General features: G+C 66.6%; 19 protein-coding genes, 1 tRNA gene and 2 pseudogenes. 18 read left to right on the forward strand and 4 right to left on the reverse strand.

The features are described from left to right. The first annotated feature begins 2 nt into the window (after positions 1–2). The 5 genes from ABEA10_RS11180 to ABEA10_RS11200 all read left to right on the forward strand — a co-directional run bounded on the left by ABEA10_RS11180 (position 3) and on the right by ABEA10_RS11200 (position 4,841). A complete protein-coding gene (locus ABEA10_RS11180; protein WP_345461314.1) occupies positions 3–953 on the forward strand; it encodes a carbohydrate ABC transporter permease in 951 nt (316 codons plus the stop codon). Then, positions 950–1,783 (forward strand): carbohydrate ABC transporter permease, encoded by an 834-nt coding sequence (locus tag ABEA10_RS11185; protein WP_345461317.1) that lies wholly within the window; start codon positions 950–952, stop codon positions 1,781–1,783. Before ABEA10_RS11180 ends, ABEA10_RS11185 begins: the two co-directional genes overlap by 4 nt. A gap of 22 nt (positions 1,784–1,805) precedes the next feature. Next, the gene (locus ABEA10_RS11190) at positions 1,806–3,335 is read left to right on the forward strand and encodes a beta-N-acetylhexosaminidase (RefSeq protein WP_345461320.1); all 1,530 of its coding nucleotides are present in this window, start codon (positions 1,806–1,808) and stop codon (positions 3,333–3,335) included. Next, positions 3,332–4,072, forward strand: a complete 741-nt coding sequence (locus ABEA10_RS11195) for a GntR family transcriptional regulator (RefSeq protein ID WP_345461323.1) — start codon at positions 3,332–3,334, stop codon at positions 4,070–4,072. The genes ABEA10_RS11190 and ABEA10_RS11195 overlap by 4 nt, the downstream gene beginning before the upstream one ends. A gap of 598 nt (positions 4,073–4,670) precedes the next feature. Then, positions 4,671–4,841, forward strand: a complete 171-nt coding sequence (locus tag ABEA10_RS11200; protein WP_345461327.1) for a DUF1330 domain-containing protein — start codon at positions 4,671–4,673, stop codon at positions 4,839–4,841. 401 nt (positions 4,842–5,242) lie between these two features. On the opposite strand, the gene ABEA10_RS11205 is transcribed toward ABEA10_RS11200, so the two are convergent. Continuing rightward, complete coding sequence (locus ABEA10_RS11205) at positions 5,243–5,551, reverse strand: hypothetical protein (RefSeq protein WP_345461330.1); 309 nt, start codon at positions 5,549–5,551, stop codon at positions 5,243–5,245. Positions 5,552–7,276: 1,725 nt separating this feature from the next. Between ABEA10_RS11205 and ABEA10_RS11210 the strand changes: the two are divergent. The 6 genes and pseudogenes from ABEA10_RS11210 to ABEA10_RS11235 form a co-directional block, all read left to right on the forward strand. Next, a pseudogene (locus ABEA10_RS11210) lies at positions 7,277–7,534 on the forward strand (tyrosine-type recombinase/integrase); the annotation flags it as partial. A gap of 167 nt (positions 7,535–7,701) precedes the next feature. After that, positions 7,702–8,334, forward strand: coding sequence for a hypothetical protein (locus tag ABEA10_RS11215; protein ID WP_345461333.1), 633 nt, complete (start codon positions 7,702–7,704; stop codon positions 8,332–8,334). Between the two features lie 252 nt (positions 8,335–8,586). Then, complete coding sequence (locus tag ABEA10_RS11220; protein ID WP_345461336.1) at positions 8,587–8,844, forward strand: hypothetical protein; 258 nt, start codon at positions 8,587–8,589, stop codon at positions 8,842–8,844. A 589-nt stretch (positions 8,845–9,433) separates the two neighbouring features. Further along, entirely contained in the window at positions 9,434–9,625 is a 192-nt protein-coding gene (locus ABEA10_RS11225; RefSeq protein ID WP_345461339.1) for a hypothetical protein, read from the forward strand. Beyond that, complete coding sequence (locus ABEA10_RS11230) at positions 9,625–10,584, forward strand: ATP-grasp domain-containing protein (protein WP_345461342.1); 960 nt, start codon at positions 9,625–9,627, stop codon at positions 10,582–10,584. The genes ABEA10_RS11225 and ABEA10_RS11230 overlap by 1 nt, the downstream gene beginning before the upstream one ends. Before the next feature lie 64 nt (positions 10,585–10,648). Next, the gene (locus tag ABEA10_RS11235) at positions 10,649–11,980 is read left to right on the forward strand and encodes an HD-GYP domain-containing protein (RefSeq protein ID WP_345461345.1); all 1,332 of its coding nucleotides are present in this window, start codon (positions 10,649–10,651) and stop codon (positions 11,978–11,980) included. 172 nt (positions 11,981–12,152) lie between these two features. Here ABEA10_RS11235 and ABEA10_RS11240 read toward each other — a convergent pair. Then, positions 12,153–12,652: pseudogene (locus ABEA10_RS11240) on the reverse strand (IS5 family transposase); the annotation flags it as partial. A gap of 41 nt (positions 12,653–12,693) precedes the next feature. Between ABEA10_RS11240 and ABEA10_RS11245 the strand changes: the two are divergent. The 6 genes from ABEA10_RS11245 to ABEA10_RS11270 all read left to right on the forward strand — a co-directional run bounded on the left by ABEA10_RS11245 (position 12,694) and on the right by ABEA10_RS11270 (position 18,590). Beyond that, the gene (locus ABEA10_RS11245) at positions 12,694–13,596 is read left to right on the forward strand and encodes a hypothetical protein (protein WP_345461348.1); all 903 of its coding nucleotides are present in this window, start codon (positions 12,694–12,696) and stop codon (positions 13,594–13,596) included. A gap of 80 nt (positions 13,597–13,676) precedes the next feature. Then, positions 13,677–13,937, forward strand: coding sequence for a hypothetical protein (locus tag ABEA10_RS11250; RefSeq protein ID WP_345461351.1), 261 nt, complete (start codon positions 13,677–13,679; stop codon positions 13,935–13,937). Between the two features lie 369 nt (positions 13,938–14,306). Next, entirely contained in the window at positions 14,307–15,962 is a 1,656-nt protein-coding gene (locus tag ABEA10_RS11255) for a TROVE domain-containing protein (protein WP_345461354.1), read from the forward strand. Positions 15,963–16,176: 214 nt separating this feature from the next. Next, entirely contained in the window at positions 16,177–16,950 is a 774-nt protein-coding gene (locus ABEA10_RS11260) for a hypothetical protein (protein ID WP_345461357.1), read from the forward strand. Positions 16,951–17,022: 72 nt separating this feature from the next. After that, complete coding sequence (locus ABEA10_RS11265; protein ID WP_345461360.1) at positions 17,023–17,238, forward strand: hypothetical protein; 216 nt, start codon at positions 17,023–17,025, stop codon at positions 17,236–17,238. A gap of 626 nt (positions 17,239–17,864) precedes the next feature. Beyond that, positions 17,865–18,590 carry a hypothetical protein gene (locus tag ABEA10_RS11270; RefSeq protein ID WP_345461363.1) on the forward strand — a complete coding sequence of 242 codons (726 nt, stop codon included), beginning with the start codon at positions 17,865–17,867 and terminating at the stop codon, positions 18,588–18,590. On the opposite strand, the gene ABEA10_RS11275 is transcribed toward ABEA10_RS11270, so the two are convergent. Beyond that, positions 18,564–18,635: transfer RNA gene (locus ABEA10_RS11275), tRNA-Val, on the reverse strand. The genes ABEA10_RS11270 and ABEA10_RS11275 overlap by 27 nt on opposite strands. Positions 18,636–18,713: 78 nt before the next feature. Further along, positions 18,714–19,085, reverse strand: coding sequence for a TIGR02611 family protein (locus ABEA10_RS11280; protein WP_345461366.1), 372 nt, complete (start codon positions 19,083–19,085; stop codon positions 18,714–18,716). A 199-nt stretch (positions 19,086–19,284) separates the two neighbouring features. Between ABEA10_RS11280 and ABEA10_RS11285 the strand changes: the two genes are divergently transcribed. After that, positions 19,285–19,704, forward strand: coding sequence for an SsgA family sporulation/cell division regulator (locus ABEA10_RS11285; protein ID WP_285581039.1), 420 nt, complete (start codon positions 19,285–19,287; stop codon positions 19,702–19,704). Positions 19,705–19,780 lie beyond the last annotated feature (76 nt).

A 19,780-nucleotide genomic window follows, 5' to 3' on the forward strand; every position in this document is an offset into this window, starting at 1 on the left:
CCATGGAGACCCTCGAAGCGGCGCCTCCCGTCGTCCCGCCGGCCGCCGCGCCCGCCCCGCCGGCACGGCGGCGCGTGGCCCTCACCCCGTACGCGCTGCTCGCTCCCGCCGCCGTCGTCCTGGCTCTGGTGATCGGCTACCCGCTCGTACGGCTCGTGCTGATCTCCTTTCAGGACTACGGGCTGCGGGCGCTGTTCACCGGCCGGACGCGGTGGATCGGCCTGGCGAACTACACCGCCGTCCTGCACGGCGACGAGATCGCGCCGATGCTGGTCCGCACCGCCCTCCTCTGCGTCGCGATGGCGGCCGGCACGCTCGTGATCGGTATGGGCGCCGCCCTGGCGATGCGCGAGCTGGGCCGCCGCATGCGGACGTTCGTCACGTTCTGCCTGATCGCGGTCTGGGCGGTGCCGAACGTCGCCGCCACGATGCTGTGGACCTGGCTCTTCCAGCCGACGTACGGGGTGGTCAACTGGCTGCTCACCCACGTGTCCGGCGGCTTCGGGCAGTACGACTGGACCGCGCACACGCCGTCGGCCCTGCTGCTGGTCTGGCTGCTCGTCGTCTGGCAGTCGGTGCCGTTCGTCGCGCTGACCCTGTACGCCGGCCTCTCCCAGATTCCGGCCGACTACTACGAGGCGGCCGCGATCGACGGCGCCGGCTACCTGACACGCTTCCGCATGGTCACCGTGCCGTTCCTGCGGCCGATCCTGCTGCTGGTCACGGTGCTCTCGGTGATCTGGGACTTCAACGTCTTCAACCAGATCCGGCTCCTGACGAACGGCGGCCCGAACGAGGGAACCACGACACTGGTGGTCTGGTCGTTCACCCGCGCGTTCGCCGGCCAGTCGTACGGCCAGGGCGCCGCGATCGCGGTCCTCGCGACGGCGCTGCTCGTGGCGCTGACCGGCTACTACGTGCGCCGGCTCGTGCGGGCGGGTGAGGGCCTGTGACCCGGCGGGTCCGGCCGGGCCGTGTCGCGTTGAACGCGGGCACCCTGGTGTTCTGCGCGATCTGGCTGTTCCCGGTCTACTGGATGGTCAACACGGCGTTCAAGCCGGCCGGCGACATCGTCGCGCCCACCCCGCGCTTCCTGCCCTTCCCCCTCACCCTGGCGAACTTCGCCGACGCGGTGCACAAGCCACACTTCGCCTCGTACGCCCTCAACAGCATCATCGTGACCGGCGTGGTCGTGACGCTGTCGATCGTCGTGGCGTTCCTCGCGGCGACGGCGCTGACGCGCTTCCGGTTCTTCGGCCGCCGCGGCTTCCTGGTCGGGATCCTCGTGATCCAGATGATCCCGGGCCCGGCGCTGCTGATCCCGCTCTTCCTGAGCCTGAAGAGCCTCGACATGCTCGACACGCTGCTCGGGCTGATGGTGACGTACTCGGCGTTCGTCCTGCCGCTGACGATCTGGGTGCTGCGCGGGTTCCTGCACGGCATCCCGGTGGAGCTGGAAGAGGCCGCGATGGTCGACGGGGCGGACCGGTTGACGGTGATCCGCCGCATCCTGCTGCCCCTGGTCATGCCCGGCATCATCGCCGCGAGCGTCTTCTCGTTCATCGTGGCGTGGAACGACTACATCTACGCCTACGTGATGATGAAGGACCAGTCCCGGTACACCCTGCCGGTCTGGCTGGCCTCCTTCTCCACCAACATCGGCGTCGACTACGGCGGGCTCATCGCCGGCTCGACGCTCTTCGCGCTGCCCATCGTCGTGTTCTTCATGCTCATCCAACGCCGGCTGGTCGCCGGCATGACCGCCGGAGCCGTCAAGGGCTAGGCGCCGTCCCGGAAAGGCCATCGTGATCATTCCTCGCCCCACCGCGCTCACGCCCCACCCCGGCGAGTTCGTCATTCCCCCGGCCCTGAACCTGTCGGCCGGGAAGGGCGCCGAGCGAGCCGCCGGCCTGCTCACCGCCTACCTCGGGCCGGATCGGCCTCGCGTGACGTACGGGCCGCGCGTCCGCCTGTCGCTCGGCGAGCCGGACCTGCCCCGGCAGGGTTACGCGCTGCGGATCGACCCCGGCGAGGTGGTGCTCACCGCCCCCGCCGAGGAAGGTCTGTTCCACGGCGTCCAGACGTTGCGCCAGCTGTTGCCGGCGGCGGCGCTCGACCCGCGTACGGCGCCGCCGGACGTATGGCGGTGGCCGTGCGCGACGGTACGGGACGCACCACGGCTGCCCTGGCGCGGCGTCATGCTCGACGTCGCGCGCCACCACATGCCGCCGGAGTTCCTCCAGGAGTTCGTCGACCAGATCGCCCTGCACAAATTCAACGTCCTGCACCTGCACCTGACCGACGACCAGGGCTGGCGCATCGAGATCGAGGATCTGCCACGCCTCACCGAGGTCGGCGCGTGGCGAGCCGAGTCGATGGTGGGGCCGGCCGGCAGCACACGCTTCGACGGCACGCCGCACGGTGGCTACTACACCTGCCGCACGTTGCGTGACCTGGTCGCGTACGCGGAACGCCGCGGCGTGACGATCGTGCCGGAGATCGAGATGCCCGGCCACGCTCGTGCGGCCCTGGCCGCCTACCCCCACCTGGGGAACGACCCGGAGGTGACACGCCCGGTCTGGTCCAGCTGGGGCGTCAGCGAGGACATCCTCGGAGTGCACGACGAGGCCCTGGAGTTCTGCCGTACGGTGTTGGCCCGCACCGCTGAGGTCTTCCCGTCGCGCTACGTCCATATCGGTGGCGAGGAGTGCCCGACCACGCAGTGGGAGACCAGCCCGGCCGCGCGCCGCCGCGCCGCCTCACTGGGGTTCACCGACACCGCGCAGCTGCACGGCTGGTTCCTGAGCCAGATGCAGGACACGCTCGCCGAACACGGCCGGCGCGCGATCTGCTGGGACGAGGCGGAACGCAACGGCGAACTCCCCGCGGACATGACCCTGACGGCCTGGCGCGACCCGGCTCACGGCGTGCGTTCCGTCAGACGTGGCCATCAGGTCATCATGGCGCCGTACCGGCCGACGTACTTCGACTACGCGCAGAGCGCCCGTCCCGGCGAGCCGGCGGGCCAGCCCGACCTCGTCACCACCCTGGAGGACGTGTACCGGTTCGACCCGCTCGCCGGTGACGTCCCCATCGCCGATCCGCTCGACGGGCGTCGCCCCGGCGTCCTCGGCACCCAGGCGCAGCTGTGGACGGAGTTCGCCCCGACGCCCGACCACGTCCGCTACCTCGCCTATCCACGGTTGTGCGCCCTGGCCGAGGCGGCGTGGAGCGAGGGGACGCGCGACTACGAGGAATTCCGCGACCGCCTGGCAGCCCACATCGAGCGGCTGCGCGTCCTCGGCGCGCTTTCCGCACGGGGAGTGATGGTGTGACCGGCCTGAACGGCCGGCCGGGCACGGCCAAACGCGACCGGGTCCGTCGCTACATACTCGACGTCATCGAGGGCGCCGACCCGGGCACCGGCCTCGCGTCCGAACGCGAGCTGGCCCTCCGCCTGGGCGTGTCACGCCCGACCGTACGCGCGGCCATCGAGGAACTGACCCGCTCGGGCCTCCTGGTCCGCCGGCACGGCCGCGGCACGTTCACCAGTCCATACAAGATCACCCAGCAGCTGTCCCACTCCACGGTCAGCGGCCTGGGCGTCCCACCGGCGGAGGGAGACTGGACGAGTCACGTGGTCTCCTTCGAGACCACCCCGGCGGGCAGGCCGCGCGCGGCGCGCCTGGACCTCGCCCCGGACGCGCCGGTACTGCGAGTGACGCGGGTACGCCTGGTGGAGGGCGAGCCGATCGCCATCGAACGCCTCGAACTGCCCGCCCATCTGATGCCGCGCCTGGAGCCGGCCGACATGGAGTCGGGCAACTTCTACCGACTTCTGCGCGAGCGGTACGGGATCCAGGTCGCCGAGGCCACCCAGACACTGGAGCCCAGCGTCACCGACCCCGAACAGGCCGACCTGCTCGACGTCCCGCCCTACTTCCCCATCATGTGCGTGGAACGCACCACCCAGGACACCACCGGACGCATCATCGAACACGTCCGCTCGGTCTACCGCGGCGACCGCTACCGCATCACCTCCAGACTCCACTTCGACCACACCTCCGGTTAGCTCATAATCGCAACCGTCGGCTAAAGGCTTACCTTCGAACCACCTGTGCTCTATGGTCGACGATCATCCCGCCTCTTGTAAGTCGTGCCTCGGAGCGAGGACCGAGGGCGTTGGGGTCTTCAGGGGTTTTGAGAAAGAGAAAAGTCTGCCCAGGGAAGAACAGAGCATGGTATGGCGAAACTCGTTGGGCTTATTTTGGCTCTTGTCTTTGGGGCATTGGCGCTGCACTATTTATACCAACAGTCTACTCGGAACCAGATAGCTCTAGTCACGACCGTCACTTCTGCCCGATCGTGCCTTTTTATAACCCTGAATCATTTATCGATGACCTGTCCCCCAGTCCCCCTCTCCCATAACTCGGCCGAAATTGTCGCCGCTGAATGCTCACGCAAACTAGACGGTCGAGTGCGTCTTACGGTTAGCGCGACGGTGATCGGGTTCGCCAGCTTTCTGGTGTATGCCTGGGCAAGCCTAAAGGAATTGACTTTGCGGGTGTCGTATCTTGAAGGAAATATTGCCGACCTGAGGCGTTCCATACAGGAAGCGGGCCAGCATGGTAATGCGGATAGATGAAGAGCACAGGTGGACGGCTCCGGACTTGCGCGGGAGCGGGGCCTCGAAGCCTGGATCGGCGGACGGGCGGCACCCCGAGTTCGACACCTATGAACAGACGGTCGCGGCACACGAGAGCGCGGCATACCAGGGGGCGCTGGTCGCCCTTTCCGACGGCGTCGAGCGCGACTTCCGCATCATCGAAGGCGTCGACTGACCGGCGCACTGACGTTCAGGCCGGCCTGGCGGCCCCGCTGGCCTCGTCGGCAGAACTCACGCTCGCCCGGAAGCGAACCGCGAACCGGTACTCATACGACAGATCGGTCCAGCGAGCACACGGATTTGATGACCAGCGGCACGTCCAGCATCCATCTGCTACAACCCTGCCGCCTGACTGAAGCGAGTCGCGTGCGCTTGCCAGCTGGCAGGATCTGCCTGGCCTGCTTACGGGTCGAGCCTCTTACGTATCTTTCGCCAGCTGCCTTATGGCCGCCGTGCGCTTTCCGCAGCATGCGGCGGTGTCGAAGGGCTTTCGGCTCCGCTGGCAGGCGAGGTAGATCGGCTTGGCCACGGGGTACGGCCTCGTCCGCGATCCACCTGAACACACGCAAGGCGATCTCACCGGAAGTACCGGCGAAGCCACCAAACGGCGACGAACACGCCACCGGTCGTTGTCATGGACAGCGCCAAGGTGAGGAAATACGGGCCGGGCGACGGATCATGCCCCGGCCTCGGCAGAAGCGTTGCGAGGAAAGCGAGGACCGCCGCCGCGACAAGGGTCTTGCCAACGGCGGAGATCGTCTGCCCCGTCTCGTTCCAGCGGGCATGCAGCCGCCGGCTCAGGTACCGTGCGGCGTAGTCGAAGGCCACTAGACCGAACAGGCAGAACGCAAGACCCGTTGCGAGCCAGCTGAGCGGAACTCCCACCGGCGTTTCTCGCGTGGCCTGGACTCGCCCTCCAGCCGCTATCTGGGTCCATCTGGAGTGCCAGACCCTAACCGTCACATGGTCCCCGGGCTTCAGGTGGGATAGGACCGGCTCGGAGCCCCCCAGTTCGACACTCCCCCCGAACCCTGCGGGCCCGGTCACGGTGACCTTGTCGGGGCCATCTACTTTCGAGTGACCGATGTAGACGCGGGTGACGACCGCGTCGACGTCACTCGTGCAGTCGGCGCCCCGCAGGGGGACCGTACATCGCGCACCGCGCTCGTAGGCGTGCAGGTCGCGGTAGGCCCGAGGGTAATAGACGGTGGCGGCGCTCAGGCCGCTGATCAGCAGGAGCAGACCGCCACATGCCCAGACACAGCCGATCACCATCCGTCCCCAGCCGCCGGACCCGGCCGGCCGCGAGGACCGAGGGGAAGCACCGGGCCGACCGGCCGCGCCGCCGCGCCGGCTTCGTGCCGGGTATCGCTCAGCCGATCGCATGCCGCTCCCTCCGGCGGCGGACCGCGGCGATGGGGCCTCCCCCATCGAACGGAGCCGCCCCACATCTATGACGCTGCGAGCTCACGGCCGGTTCGTCTGATGCGGACAACCGGCGCGAACCACTCTTCCTCGCGCGGCATGTTCGAACACACTAGCGGCTCGCTGCCATGCTGATTGAGGCCATGCTGATTGAGGCCATGCGTCGTCTGATCATGGACTGCTCCTAATAGTGGGAGGATTCGCCGTACGGCGTCCACCGGACATGTGGGTGGCCGCTGCGCCCGAGTCGGTGCCCCGATCGACGGCGTGGCGGGCTGGGCGGCAGGTTGGCTTTCGTTGGAGCAGCTGGTCATGCTGAGCATGCCCCAGGAGCACGAGCATGGTGACAGTGCTGCACATGGCGTCCCCTTTGCCGCCGGCTCGATCGGCGGTACCCCCTGCGAAGTGTTGACGCAGAGGCCACCATGCGGGACTACGTATTGTCCGGATACGGACAACCCACTGCGAAGGCGGTGTAACCACTCGTCTCTCAGCAGCCATGTGCTTGGGAAGCGGTGCATGGGTATTGCGCGGACCCGTGAGTCGCGGTCTGGACCGCAGATGCCTGCCGGATCGCGTGAACATCTTGTCTAGAAGTGCAGGTGAATTATGACGCGATGGGTACGCATTAGTTGAGTCGACCACGTTGACTTTCGTTCCTCGAACCGGGGAGCTACACCGTCGCCGATGCGGTGCGGAACTGGCTGGAGTTCGGGCTCACCGGCCGGGAAGCAGCATCCTTGAGACCAAACGCATCCTCGCCGACAAGCACGTCATCCCTCGGCGCGCGGAAGCTCCGGGAACTCTCGGCCGACGACGTGGACCAGTGGCCGGCACGCAAGGCGAAGCAAGTCAGCACTCGCACCTTGCAAGAACTGCGATCGATCCTGAAGCGGTCAGTAGCACGGGCTCAGGTACGCGACAAGGTCAAACGAAACGTCGTGCTGCTGTGCCAGCTTCCCAAGGGCCGTCCTGGTCGTCCGTCCAAGTCCCTCACACTCGACCAGGCCGTCGCCGTCCTCACCACCGCTGACACGGCTAAGCCTCAAGCTCCCCCAGCGATGCGTTGCCGCGCTGCAAAGCCTGTAGGAGCGGCAGGCAGTCGCCCGGCGGGCCGCCGGTGACCAGTGGGAGAACAACGATCTCGTATTCGCCACCCGAACCGGCACCGGCCTCAGCGCGGGGAACGTGCGGCGGGAGTTCCGCCGGGTCATCGTCAAGGCCGGCTTGGTCGGTTCGGAGTTGACCCCGCGGGAGATGCGGCATAGCTTCGCGTCCCTGCTCTCCGACAGCGGCGTGCCGATCGAGCAGATCCCACGCCTCGTCGGGCACGCTGGCACCACCGTCACCGAGCAGGTCTATCGCAAGCAGATCCGGCCGATGATCGAGGACGGAGCGATCGCAATGGATCGGATCTTCCCTGATGACAGCTCTGGAGCGTAGTCACTCAGTTGGTCCGGCCGACTGCCCGTTCATCCATACGACCCAACGGTCGCGAACCTATGTCGGCTCCGTCATGGGCGCAGCCACGCACGTAGGCGCCGTGTGGCCATCCTCATCGGCTTCGGTATCGCCGCCACCATCGCCCTCGCCTCCGAGCGGGGTGAGCGATGAACGCCACCGAGCGCGCCCTCCTCACCGCGATCCGCGATGCCCTCGACATTCCCCTGCCTGCCACCGGCGCGGCCGACCACAAGTTCGAAATGCTCCAGCGTCAACGCACCGTCATGGTCCGGGCGCCATCAACGGAATCCTCGATGGGAGCAGCTCCCCGGGAACCATGGCCAAGGTCATTCGGGACCTCACCCAGGAGTCGCCCGTCAGCTACCAGCCTTACGAGACGGCGGATGCACGGAAGGTGTCTCGGTGAAGCCGCGGAAGCGATGGCTCGTTCCGAGCCGCCCAAGTCGGCGACCGTCGTCGCAGCCGGCGTTGTCGAGATGAGCCTCCGCGGAGCCAGCGATGACGTGGAACGGCTCGTCGCGAAGATGCGCAGCGAGGGAATCCCGGTGTGGCGTGTTCCCGTCCAGGCGCTGAACGACGGGCGCAACTACAGCCTGAACGCCGAAGTCGACGTGAAGAACACCGGGAACATTGGGCTGCTGGTGAACGTGAAGGTGTCATGGCCACAGTTCGGCACGTCACCGGTCGTCGCGTCGAAGAAGGTGAAGGTGCCGTACCGGAAGACGGTGACGGTCCGGTTCAAGCGGCACGCGTCGATGACGCAGATCACCAGGATTTAGAACTGGCAGGAGCGGCACGACTTCGAGGACGGATGCAAGTACAAGGGTGACCTGATCGAGACGTCAGGTCAGCCGCACTGAGCCTGATGCTTGAGCGTGAACGCCGCCCAGCCTCTCGTCATCGGGCTGGGCGGCGGCGTGCTGTCCGGTCAGTCCTCCGCTGCGGACTGCAACCTGCTACGCCCCGGACGATGCCGAGCCCGAAGACCATGATGAAGATTGCCCCGAGAACCCCGGCACCGAGGAGTGACAATGCCCGCGAGCCTCAACCGCATCCGCGAGACCATGAACGTCAAGCCGACCCCGCGCGATAAGGGCCTGACGCTCACCTTCACGCTCACGGCCTACGACAATGGCATGCTCGAGCTCGACACGGTCCCCCTCAACGACCACAAGCACGACGATGACGTGACCGGCTGGCTGGCCGCCGCCGAGGTTCTCACCGCGACACTCAACGAGTTCCACCGTCAGGTCGCGAAGCGGCAGGCGGAACAGAACACCAGCGGATGAGTAGCGCTAAGCCACTCGACCGCTTTACGGCACCCTGCGCCTCCATGGCTGGCGCAGGGTGCTGCTTCAGTTGCGCAGGTAGATACCCTAGTCGCCACGCTCAGTCACGCAGCCACGCCCGTGCTCCATCACCGCCGCCACGACGACATCACACACCAGCAGGTCACTCGCCAGAGGACGCACCTGACCCCGGACGCCCCACCCGAGATTGGCGGCCCGCAGCCCAGGCTGGTTCAACGCCCGCGCGAACGCCTCAGCCGCGATAGGGATCGTCTCCGGTCGGGGCATCACGCCAGCGAGCCAGTGCGCTACGGACGCGGCCCCGTAGGTCATCGGGATGTTGCTCTCGGCGCCGACCGTTCACGGCTTTCGCGGTGCCGGCGAGAGTCCACCCTGCGGTGGTGATTGCCTCGTGTAGCGCGGTGTTCTTTAGCGGGCGGAGCCGCTGCCGGGCCATGGCGGGCAGCATGCCCCTGTTGTTGCATTCGATTCAATAGCGACACGCCTTCCCCGCAGGTTACTTCTGGCATTTACTTGCGGGCACCGACTTCCCATAGGCGCCACATGACCGGCGCCGGAAAGGACCGAAATGGTTCCTTACGGACTGGGCCACGCCGCTCCGCTGCCCAACGCGTTCTCCACCAGCCTGCCGGGCGTCACCTTCGACCCGGCGCGGCAGGTGTCCATGGTCGCCGGACAGCCAGCCGTCGAGAACCCCGCCTCACTCTCTCAGTGGGCTATCACCTGGGGCGACACGCAGAACGGCGACACGGTCGCCTGATGACCGCCTCACGGGTTGAACGAGTCGTCCTGGTCGTCGCCGGCCGGGACGACTTGTTCTCCGACAAGATCATCCTTAGCCTGCAGTCGCGCGGCGTCGATGCGGTGCGCCTCGATCTGTCCGCGGCACCACTTCGAATGGACTGCGTCTTGACCGATGCGGCCTGGCACGGCGTTATGCAAGCGAGAAACGGGCGGCCAGTCCGCCTCGAACAAGTCACTTCCGTTTTGTGGCGTTGGGGCGGAAAAATACCCGGACACCCCGATATCGCCGACGAGGACCAACGGGCCTGGGCAGCACAGGAGGACACCGAGGCAGCCCTCGGCGTGCTGCGATCACTGCCCGCCTACTGGATGAGCCACCCCGACCGTCTCGCGGCCGTCGAGGGGAACAAACCGACGCAGCTCCGCGACGCGGCACGCGCTGGGCTCACCGTCCCGCGGACTCTCATCACTAGTGACGGCACTGCAGCGAACGCCTGGATGAGGCCCGATACACCGCACATCTACAAGGCATTCCGCGCCCCCTACAAGCCTCGCCACGGCACCCCCGGCTGGGTCCTCGCCACCCGCATCCGCGGCCCGCTGCCCGACGAGTTGTGCGCCGCGTCGATCGTCCAGGAACTCATCCACGGCACGCCCATCCGTATGACCGTCATCGGCGGCGAAACCTTCGCTGTAGCGGTCAAAGGCATCAGTTACGACGTCGACTGGCGTCCCCATCAGACCGACGCAGCCCTGCAGCCGGTCGCCATCCCCGACGGCATCGGCCAGGCGATCCGCAGGCTGATGGCCGAATGGGGGCTCAGCTACGGCACGCTCGACTTCATCGACACCGGCGACGACTGGGTGTTCCTCGAGGTGAACGCTCTCGGCGCCTACGGCTTCGTCGAGGAAGCGACCGGCCTGCCGTTGACACGCACTATCGCCGAGACCCTCGCCCGCGGAAAAGACCTGTGACGACCTGGCCACGATCCGTCATACATGGCTGGCCAGGCCACATTGCCCCAGATAGTCTTCCGCCGTGCGCAGACTTCCCATCGCCGCCCTCATCTACGCCAGCAGCGTCATCGCACTAGCAGCCGGCGTCATCGCCGCCACCCCATTAGCCGGCATCGACTGGCAAACCCTCACCGCCCTCGCGGTCCTGTTCTGGATCGCCGAATCAGCACCAGCCACACTCGCCATCGAACGCGCCAGCGTGTCCATGTCGTTCGCCGCCAGCCTCGCCGCCGTCGTCCTCCTCGGCCCCGCCGGCGCGGCACTCGTCGGCGCCACCGCACTCGCCGCGACCCATCGCCGCACCCTCATCAAACGCCTCTTCAACGGCGCCCAATACGCCCTCTCCGGCTACACCGCCGGCATCGTGTTCCAGGCATCCGGCGGCCACGCCTACCGGATCGCCGAACAGCACTGGGGCGACCACGTCGTAGGCCCGTTCATCGCCGCCCTGGTCACGTTCGTCGCCGTCAACCTCATACTCCTGGGCACAATCCTGCTCATCTCCCGCCAGGCCGGATGGCGGGAAGTGATCACCGAAGGCCAACGTCTCGCCACCAAATGCCTCGGATTCGGGATGATCGGCCTGCTCATCGCCAGCATCTGGCCACTCCTCGGTCTGCTCTCCCCCGTTCTCGTCCTCACCCCCCTGTTCGTCGCCCGCTGGGCGTTCAACCAGATGCAAGCTCAGCAGCAGGCCCACGCCGCGACGATAGCGGCGCTCTGCCAGGCGGTGGAGACCAAGGACTACTACACCCGCGGCCACAGCGAACGCGTCTCCCGCGGCGCGGTCATGATCGCCGAGGCGATCGGGATGCGGCCCGAGCGGGTCGGCGCGATCCGCTTCGCCGGGATGCTCCACGACGTCGGCAAACTCGGCGTGCCGACCAAGGTGCTGCAGAAGGACGGTGGGCTCACCGAGGAAGAGTTCGCGGCGATCCAGCTGCACCCGATGCGCGGCCTAGAGATCGTTCGGGAGATCGGGTTCCTCAACGAAGCACTGGCCGGGATCATGCATCACCACGAGCGGATGGACGGCACCGGCTACCCCATGGGGCTGGCCGGCGCGGAGATCCCCGAGTTCGCTCGGGTCATCTCGGTGGCTGACGCGTTCGACTGCATGACCTCGACCCGGTCCTACCGCGCGGCACGACCGATCGAAGATGCCATCGCGGAACTCCGGCGATGCGCTGGAACCCACTTCGACGCGAAGGTCGTCGAAGCGTTCATCGCTGCGATTGCGCTCCACGGTTGGGCGCCCCCCGACCCGGTAACGCCACCCGTCGGGGCAGATATCGAGACCACCCAGCAGGACCACGACGACCCATCGACGCCTATCAAAGTGTCCGAGGCCTGAGCCGTGAAGCCCTCGACGGCCATGCGCGTCACGACTGGAACAAGCGGGATCGCTGCTGGGAGATCGCCGGGCCCCACTTTCGAGCAATCGTGGAAGCTTTCGCCGTCCAGTTCGGCACCATCGATGTGACTATCGATTTCAGATCGATTACTAAGAGGTCCTAACAGAAAGATCAGCGGACGAGGCGTCGCCAGCAGATGATGCCGGCGGCCAGGGTGAGGAAGGCTTCGTGGATGTCGGCGCGAATCTCCCAGCGGATGCGCAGCCGGCGGAACCAGTGCAACAACGCGATGGTGCGTTCGACGACGTAGCGGTGGACTCCCAGGCCGGAGCCGTGAGGAGTGCCGCGGCGGGCGATCAGGGGTTTGATGCCCTTGGCCCAGACCAGACGCCGGTACTTGTCGTGGTCATAGCCACGATCGGCGAGCACGTGGTCGGGCCGCCGGCGTGGCCGTCCGACCCGCCCCCGCACGGGCGGGACCGCCTCGATCAGCGGCATCAGCTGGGTGACGTCGTTGCGGTTGCCGCCGGTCAGCGACACGGCGAGCGGTGTGCCGTGGCCGTCGGTCAGGACGTGGTGTTTCGAGCCCGTTCGTGCGCGGTCGACCGGGCTCGGACCGGTTTTGGGCCGCCCTTGAGCGCCCGCACATGCGAGCCGTCGATCACCGCCCGGGTCCAAGACCGGCGGATGAGTAGGCCTGTATGGTCGGGCAATGAATCTCACCCTTGAGGAACTCGCCCTCCTTGAGTACCTGTACGACAAGGTCGGACGCAGTACACGCGCCCGAATCAAAATTCCGCAGGACGACGAAGGCCAACCACAGTCCAATCTAGCGGCCCGCTTGTATGACGCTGACGTTCTCAAGTTCTCCGGTATGGGCATGATCAGCATCACACAGTTCGGGGTTGATGTAGTGAGTGAACTTCGACAGCGTAGGAACGACCGGCCAGCCCGAGCAGCCGCTCTCCGGCTCGCCTTGATCAACTGGCTTTATGGTCACTACGCCGATGGCACGAGCCCAAAGAGCACCGAAGAGTTCCTCGATTCAGATGCCTCGTACTATGCCGGCCAGCAGGTCACCGCTGCCGAGGTCGGGCAAGCCGTCGTCTACCTGAACGAAAGAAGACTAGTCGAAGGCGGTGGTGTAGCCGAGACTGTCCATCTGATCCAGCCACGCCTGACCGCAAGAGGCGTGGAGTGCGCCGAGAGCGGGAAGTCAGTGTCCGAGTTCCTCTCCCCACCACAAGCCACCAGCGGACCGACGTTCAACGTCCAGATCGATGGTTCGCAGAACGTTGTTGTCGGCACCCAAAGCGGCTTCACCCAGAACAACACTTCGGGGATCGACGCAGAGGTCCTTGCGCGTCTCGTGCACTTCGCGACTGTCGCCCGGCAAAGCCTGCCCAGTTCCGGACTGGACGAGCAGCAGCAGGTCACCGTAGAGCAGCTTTCGCAGGAGTTGGAAGCAGAAGCCTCAGGCGACAACCCGGATCGAGGACGTCTGCGGAAGCCGGCGGACCGTCTGGTCGACGCGCTCGCGCCGGCGGCTGCAACGGCTCTGGGGGGCGTGGTGACGGCGTTGGGTCAGCAAACAGTCGCAGCGATCTCTGGTTAAGGCAGATGGCCGCAGGGTTCGCGCCACTCCCCTGATGTCAAGAGTCGACCTCCCCAGCACCGTGCAGCATCGTCCTAGGCATGGATGATGAAGGTGTTGACGGCGTCGAGACCACCATCGTGTGCGCGGTCCTCCTCGCTGACGGCTGGCACGAGATCCAGCAAGGCTCATTCCGCGTCGGTGAACCCGCGGACGGCTGGCACGACGACATGACGCCGATCGCGCTTGAGGATCGCCCGGTACCGATGTTCACCTACCTGGAGGAGACGGATGGCGCCCCGATGCGGGTAAAAGGGGCCCTGTCGTCGATCCTCGCCGTGAAGGAACGCGTCTACGACTGAGCACCTCGATAGGCATCTATAGCACTCTCTAGGACACGCCAAACTTAACCGGCGTGCGAATGTCAGCATTGGCCTGTACTGTCGAAGACGCACCTCCCGGTGCGAAGGCCCCGGCTACTTCTCTCGCAAAGAAACCGAACCGGAGCCGTCACTGATCTCGGGAGGACACACAACTTCATCGCTGGTGCCCGGTGCGCAGGCAAGGGTTACTTCCACTTCTAATGGGATGGTTGCAGGTTCGAGTCCTGTCGCCAGCCTGACGGCTGGTGTAGCTCAATTGGCAGAGCGTCTACGTCACCCTCGCCGACTTGATCTCGGGCACCAAGCGTTGAAGCAGGGTCTCCTCCCGGTGCGGAAGGAGACTTTTTCATGTCGAAGTTCAACCGGCCGGACGCGCGGGCTGCTGTATCGAGCCCTGTGAAGACCAAGTCGCGGGCATCTGGCCGGACCTATGAGGGCGCCCCTGGCCACGCACGGGATGCGAAGTCCGAGCTGTTCCTCCTCGCGGTAGCGAACATGGTCAGTGAAGACACGTTCTACGAGCGCGCCAAGGACCGCGACGACCGCTTCACCTCCCTCATTCATAAGCTCGCCGTCGAGGACGCCGACTGGACCGCCCGCCTACTCGGCTGGCTCCGTAACGGCGCGCACATGCGGTCCGCGTCGCTCGTCGGTGCGGCCGAGTACGTCAAGGCGCGCCTCAACGCCGCGGGCACCCGCGAGCGGCGTACCCACGAGGCCGGTGAGGGCCCCGGCGCCGCGGCGTTCGGCGGCGACAGCCTCGCCTACCGGACGACCACGAACCGGCGAGTCATCGACTCCGTCCTGCAGCGCGCGGACGAGCCCGGCGAGATGCTCGCCTACTGGACCTCGAAGTACGGCCGGAACATCCCCAAGCCGGTGAAGCGTGGTGTCGCTGACGCCGTAGGCCGCCTGTACACGGAGCGGAACCTGCTGAAGTACGACACCGACTCGAAGGGTTTCCGGTTCGGTGACGTCGTCGACCTGGTCCACCCGGTCGCGGGCTCCCACTCGGAGGCGTGGCGGGAGTGGCAGGGTGAACTGTTCCGGTACGCGCTTGACCGGCGCCACAACCGTGGCACGGTCCCCAACCCGGACCTCCTGCCGATGCTGGCGTACAACCTCGCGTTCCTCGAGTCCGCGGGCGAGAACCCGGAGTGTCTCCTCGACACCGATGCCCTGAAGCGGGCCGGCCTCACGTGGGAGAACGCTCTGTCGCTTGCGGGCAGCAAGGTCGACAAGAAGGCGCTGTGGGAGGCCATGATCCCGTCGATGGGGTACATGGCGCTGCTGCGGAACCTGCGGAACTTCGACCAGGCCGGCGTGTCTGATGAGGTCGCCGAGCAGGTCGCGGCACGGCTCGCCGATCCGGAGCAGGTGGAGAAGTCCCGGCAGTTCCCGTTCCGGTTCCTTGCGGCCTACAATGCGGCCCCGTCACTGCGCTGGTCGTGGGCGCTGGAAAAGGCGCTGAACGCATCGCTGTCGAACGTCCCGACGCTTCCTGGCCGGACGCTGATCCTGGTCGACCGGTCGGGGTCGATGTTCGGTGCGATCTCGCAGCGGTCCGGTCTGAACCGTGCGGACTCCGCAGCCATCTTCGGTACGGCCCTCGCCATCCGAGCGGCCTCCGCTGACCTCGTCGAGTTCGGCACGAGCCATCGGCCGGTCCGGTTCAGCGCGGGCTCTTCGGTGCTGTCCACGCTGAAGGAGTTCACGTCGATGGGCGGTACGAACACCGCTGAGGCCGTGCGAGCGAACTACCGTCGGCATGACCGGGTTGTGATCGTTACGGACGAGCAGGCGTGGAGTGGCTACCACGGTGCCGACCCGCTCGGCCAGGTTCCGGCGAACGTGCCGGTCTACACGTGGAACCTCGCGGGCCATCAGTACGGTCACGGGCCGTCCGGCGAGAGCCAGCGGCACACGTTCGGCGGACTGACCGACGCGGCGTTCCGCATGATCCCTCTGCTTGAGGTGGGGCAGAACGCGACCTGGCCGTTCTGACCGAGGCTTGCGACGCTCCGCTTCAAGCCATCGCTGGAGCGGGGCGTCTCGCTGACCTGGTGGCGGAGTTCCCTTAGCCGCACCCACCACGTCGCGCTCTGCCTGCTGTGGCGTTACTGGCAGTCAGGCGTGTCCTGAATGCGCCAACGGCCAACCCCACAGCAGTCACAGGCGTCTCATAAGGTCATCCCCCGCAGAATCGAGCAACTGTCGCATGAGACGAATCCTCACTATGGCCGGCGCCGCGGCGATAACCGTGCTGGCCGTGCCAGCGACCGCGTCAGCCCACACGGGCAGCGGAACCGCCGGCCAAACCAAGTGCAACGCCGACTGGTACGTCAACCCCGACGAGACCGCGCTGAAACCGAAACAGCTCCGCAGCGGGATGCTGTTCGACGGGCCGTCGCTGATCCACCACAAGACCAGCGGTTACACGCTGAAGAACGTCCCCACCCGCGATAGCTTCACCGCGCATGTCTACGCAGGCTCCGCGCCGCTGTTCAAGATGGAGACCTCGAACCCGTACTCCACGGTCAACAAGACCGCGGATGGCAAGTGGTGGTCCAGCAAGATCGCGGCGAGTGAGCCTGGTGGCCAGTCCAACCCGGTCGGCTCCCCGGCCGAGCTGATCGGCAAGGGCGCCTACACCGAGGCCACGACAGTCGCCAGCTTCGGTGTGGGGTACGGCAATGACACCGGCAACAAGGCTCTGGTGACGTCCGTACGGTTCGGCTCGCGCTTCTACTCGTTGGCGTGTAAGCCGCATCATCCTCACCCGACGCCGACGCCGACGCCGACGACTAGCCCGACCACGCCGGGCGGTGACGATGGTTCGACGCCTACGACTGTTCCGTCGGGGGCCCCGCAGACCGGTGACGGTTCGGCCGGCGGCGGCAGCAACACGACACTGATGGCCGCTGGTGGTCTGGTGGTCGTCTTGGGTGTTGGTGGTGGTCTGGTGTTGTGGCGGCGCCGCAGCCAGAACTGACCCCAGACAACACACGGGAAGCCCGGCCTGCTCCCCCGAAGGAGAACGAGGCCGGGCTCTCTCATAGAGATCGTGGTCGGCTTGCCGCTCGGCGGGGTGATCTTTCTGGTCCGGGTAGCCGGTGATGATGACCGGATCCTCGCTGTCAGGGCCGCCGCTGTGGCCGGGCTGCAGGCCGGTGAGGCCGAGGTCGGCCAGGGCGCCCGGTCCGGCGCGCTGCAGGTGGGCGGACAGGTGGTCGTGGCGGGCGGTGGTGACCTCGCCGGCGGCGCCGCGGCGGGCCGCTGATATCCAGATCAGGTTGCCTGCTTGGTCGGTGAGCGCGAGGAACGGCAGGCCGTGGCTCTTGTGCTTGCCGTTGTAGTTACGGCGGTCGGCGCGAAGGTGACGCCTTTGTCGAGCGTCGCGGAGACTGATGGCGGGTCCGCTGGCCCGGCCCCGACTGCAAGCTCCTGTCCGCGAGCCGCGACAGCATCGGTCGTCCGTTCGATGACGATGCTGCCGCGGAGCGTTACGGCTGGGAGCAACTTGGCCAGATCGACCGTGGCGAGTGGGTAGACCCGAACGCCACCAGCGTGTCCCTGAACGTGGGTCAACATGTGGTGGCCGGCGCAGGACAGCAGGAACAACCACCGGTGGTACATCGAGGCATTCATCCTGCCCAAGTTTGGACACCGCACACTGGACTCCCTCACGACGCTGGGATCACCACGTGGGAGAACAGCATCCGGAAGGAGTACGCAGACACCACCGCAAGGGCAACGAGGAGCCTGCTGTTCACCATCCTCGGCGACGCCGTCCTCGACCCAGGCGCGAGCCTAAAAGCCAACCCGGCCGCCCGCCCGCCGCGGGCCCGCGGGCGCCGTTCAGGCCGGACCAACCGTGGCCGGGCGAGGAAGAAGTGGCCGACACCAGTGGAGGTCGTCCTCGCCGCAGAGCGAACCTCGGTGCTGTCCGGCCGGGACCTGGACTTCGTCATGGTGGTCACCCTCGGCTGGACCGGAATGCGGTGGACTGAAGTCCAGGGAATGCAGCGGGAGTACCTGGCGGCGGAGTACTACGAGCTCGACTGGCAGCTGCCGGAGGTCGCTGGCCGGTTCCTTCGCGAGCCGCTCAAGAGTGACTCCTACCGGACGCATGACCCCGACGACGGCATCAGCCGGGTCGACCTACCGCCGTTCCTGGACGAACTCCTCCAGGGCGTCATCTACTCCCGCGACGGGAAGTGCGAGTGCGTAAGCCGCGGCCGGGACTGTGACGGTGCGGGATGGATCTTCCTCGGCCCCAACCGGGGACACTTCCGGCGTATCAACTACGCCCGCCGCTACTGGCACCCCGCATGGGATGGGGCCCACCCCGCGCGGAAAAGCGGGAGTACGGGTGCTCCCGAGAAGCCAGTCCTGGTCGACGCCACATCCTGGCCCGGCCAACCTCTCCACGGGTCGCCCATGGCCGTTCCCGGTCAACCTCTCACCCCACCGGCAATCGGGCAGGGCAAGGCCGGACGCGGGAGACTACCGATGGGAGCTGAGAACACGTATGCTCCCGCTTGTGCTCCCCAAAGCCGCTGTTTCCGATCTTCATTTGACCGGAAGACAGGGTCTGACCTGGGGTGGGCGATACTGGGTTCGAACCAGTGACCTCTTCGGTGTGAACGAAGCGCTCTCCCACTGAGCTAATCGCCCCGGACGGGTTCCCCCGTCGCCAGCAAAGATTAGCGCATTCCGGCACCTCTTCGCGCGCCGCCGGTGGTGTGGACGCGATCAGCCCACGGCCCAGGGGACGTTCAGGCCGTACTTCTCCAGGTAGATGATCACGCCGGCGGCGATCACCACTCCCCCGCAGACGGCGATCAGTTGGTTTCTTCGGCGGGTCTCCGGGGCCAGGGCCTTGTCCTTCGCCTTGACGGCCTTGTCCTTGGCCCACAGCAGGGCGACGCGGGCCCAGGCGAACTCCGTTGCCAGGATGGCGAAGCCGACGAAGATCGCGGCCCAGCCCGGGCCCGGCAGGACGAGCATCGCGATGCCCGCCAGCAGCACCGCCATGCCCACGGTGAACACCGCGACACGCCACGCGTTGTTCAACAGAGCGTTGCGTCGTACGCGCTCACGCCAGCGGGTCAGGTACTCGGACACGCATCGACCATAGCGCTTCCGCGCAGGTCAGAGCGGGTATCAGGTCGGAGAGGCCGGTCAGCTCAGGTGTTCGGGGGGCGGAATGTTCTTAGGACTTCTCGCAGTTACGGGTCAGAGACCGAAGGGGACACCCGTTGGAGGGAGCGACGTCCTCACCCAGAGCCCGCGATGCGGGTCCGATGCCTGAAGGAATGGCCCGATGAACAGCAGCAGCACCGCCTCGGCCGAGGTCGGCCTTCGGCTCGTCGTTCCCGACCGTACGACGGTCCCGCTGCTCGCGACCCTGGAGTACGCCGCCGACGACCCCTATGCCATCCGTGTCGCTTTTCACGTCGGTGACGACGATCCAGTGGAGTGGATCTTCGCTCGCGAGTTGCTGACCGTTGGTGTGGTGCGGCGGGTCGGGGACGGGGACGTTCAGGTGTGGCCCGCGGACGACGTCCGCGACCGCTCGCTGAACCTGTCTCTTTCGTCACCCTTTGGTACCGCCCACTTCGAGGCTCCGCTCACGCCCCTGACCGACTTTCTCAACCGTACGTACGAGATCGTGGCCGCGGGCCGGGAGTCGGATTTCATCGACATCGAGGCGGAACTCGACGACCTGCTCTGGCACTCCTGACGTCAAGGACCGTACGGCCCCGCGCCAAGCGCCTCCCAGCGCTGGCCCACACCCGACGGCGCGGGGCCGTACGCAC

This window comes from Actinoallomurus oryzae (genome assembly GCF_039541955.1).
GTDB lineage: Bacteria > Actinomycetota > Actinomycetes > Streptosporangiales > Streptosporangiaceae > Actinoallomurus > Actinoallomurus oryzae.

Excerpts from the sequence above, each read along its gene's own strand:
- ABEA10_RS11180 (WP_345461314.1), top strand. The coding sequence starts at position 3 with ATGGAGACCCTCGAAGCGGCGCCTCCCGTCGTCCCGCCGGCCGCCGCG.
- ABEA10_RS11215 (WP_345461333.1), top strand. The coding sequence starts at position 7,702 with ATGAACGCCACCGAGCGCGCCCTCCTCACCGCGATCCGCGATGCCCTC.
- ABEA10_RS11220 (WP_345461336.1), top strand. The coding sequence starts at position 8,587 with ATGCCCGCGAGCCTCAACCGCATCCGCGAGACCATGAACGTCAAGCCG.
- ABEA10_RS11225 (WP_345461339.1), top strand. The coding sequence starts at position 9,434 with ATGGTTCCTTACGGACTGGGCCACGCCGCTCCGCTGCCCAACGCGTTC.
- ABEA10_RS11230 (WP_345461342.1), top strand. The coding sequence starts at position 9,625 with ATGACCGCCTCACGGGTTGAACGAGTCGTCCTGGTCGTCGCCGGCCGG.
- ABEA10_RS11245 (WP_345461348.1), top strand. The coding sequence starts at position 12,694 with ATGAATCTCACCCTTGAGGAACTCGCCCTCCTTGAGTACCTGTACGAC.
- ABEA10_RS11250 (WP_345461351.1), top strand. The coding sequence starts at position 13,677 with ATGGATGATGAAGGTGTTGACGGCGTCGAGACCACCATCGTGTGCGCG.
- ABEA10_RS11255 (WP_345461354.1), top strand. The coding sequence starts at position 14,307 with ATGTCGAAGTTCAACCGGCCGGACGCGCGGGCTGCTGTATCGAGCCCT.
- ABEA10_RS11260 (WP_345461357.1), top strand. The coding sequence starts at position 16,177 with ATGAGACGAATCCTCACTATGGCCGGCGCCGCGGCGATAACCGTGCTG.
- ABEA10_RS11285 (WP_285581039.1), top strand. The coding sequence starts at position 19,285 with ATGAACAGCAGCAGCACCGCCTCGGCCGAGGTCGGCCTTCGGCTCGTC.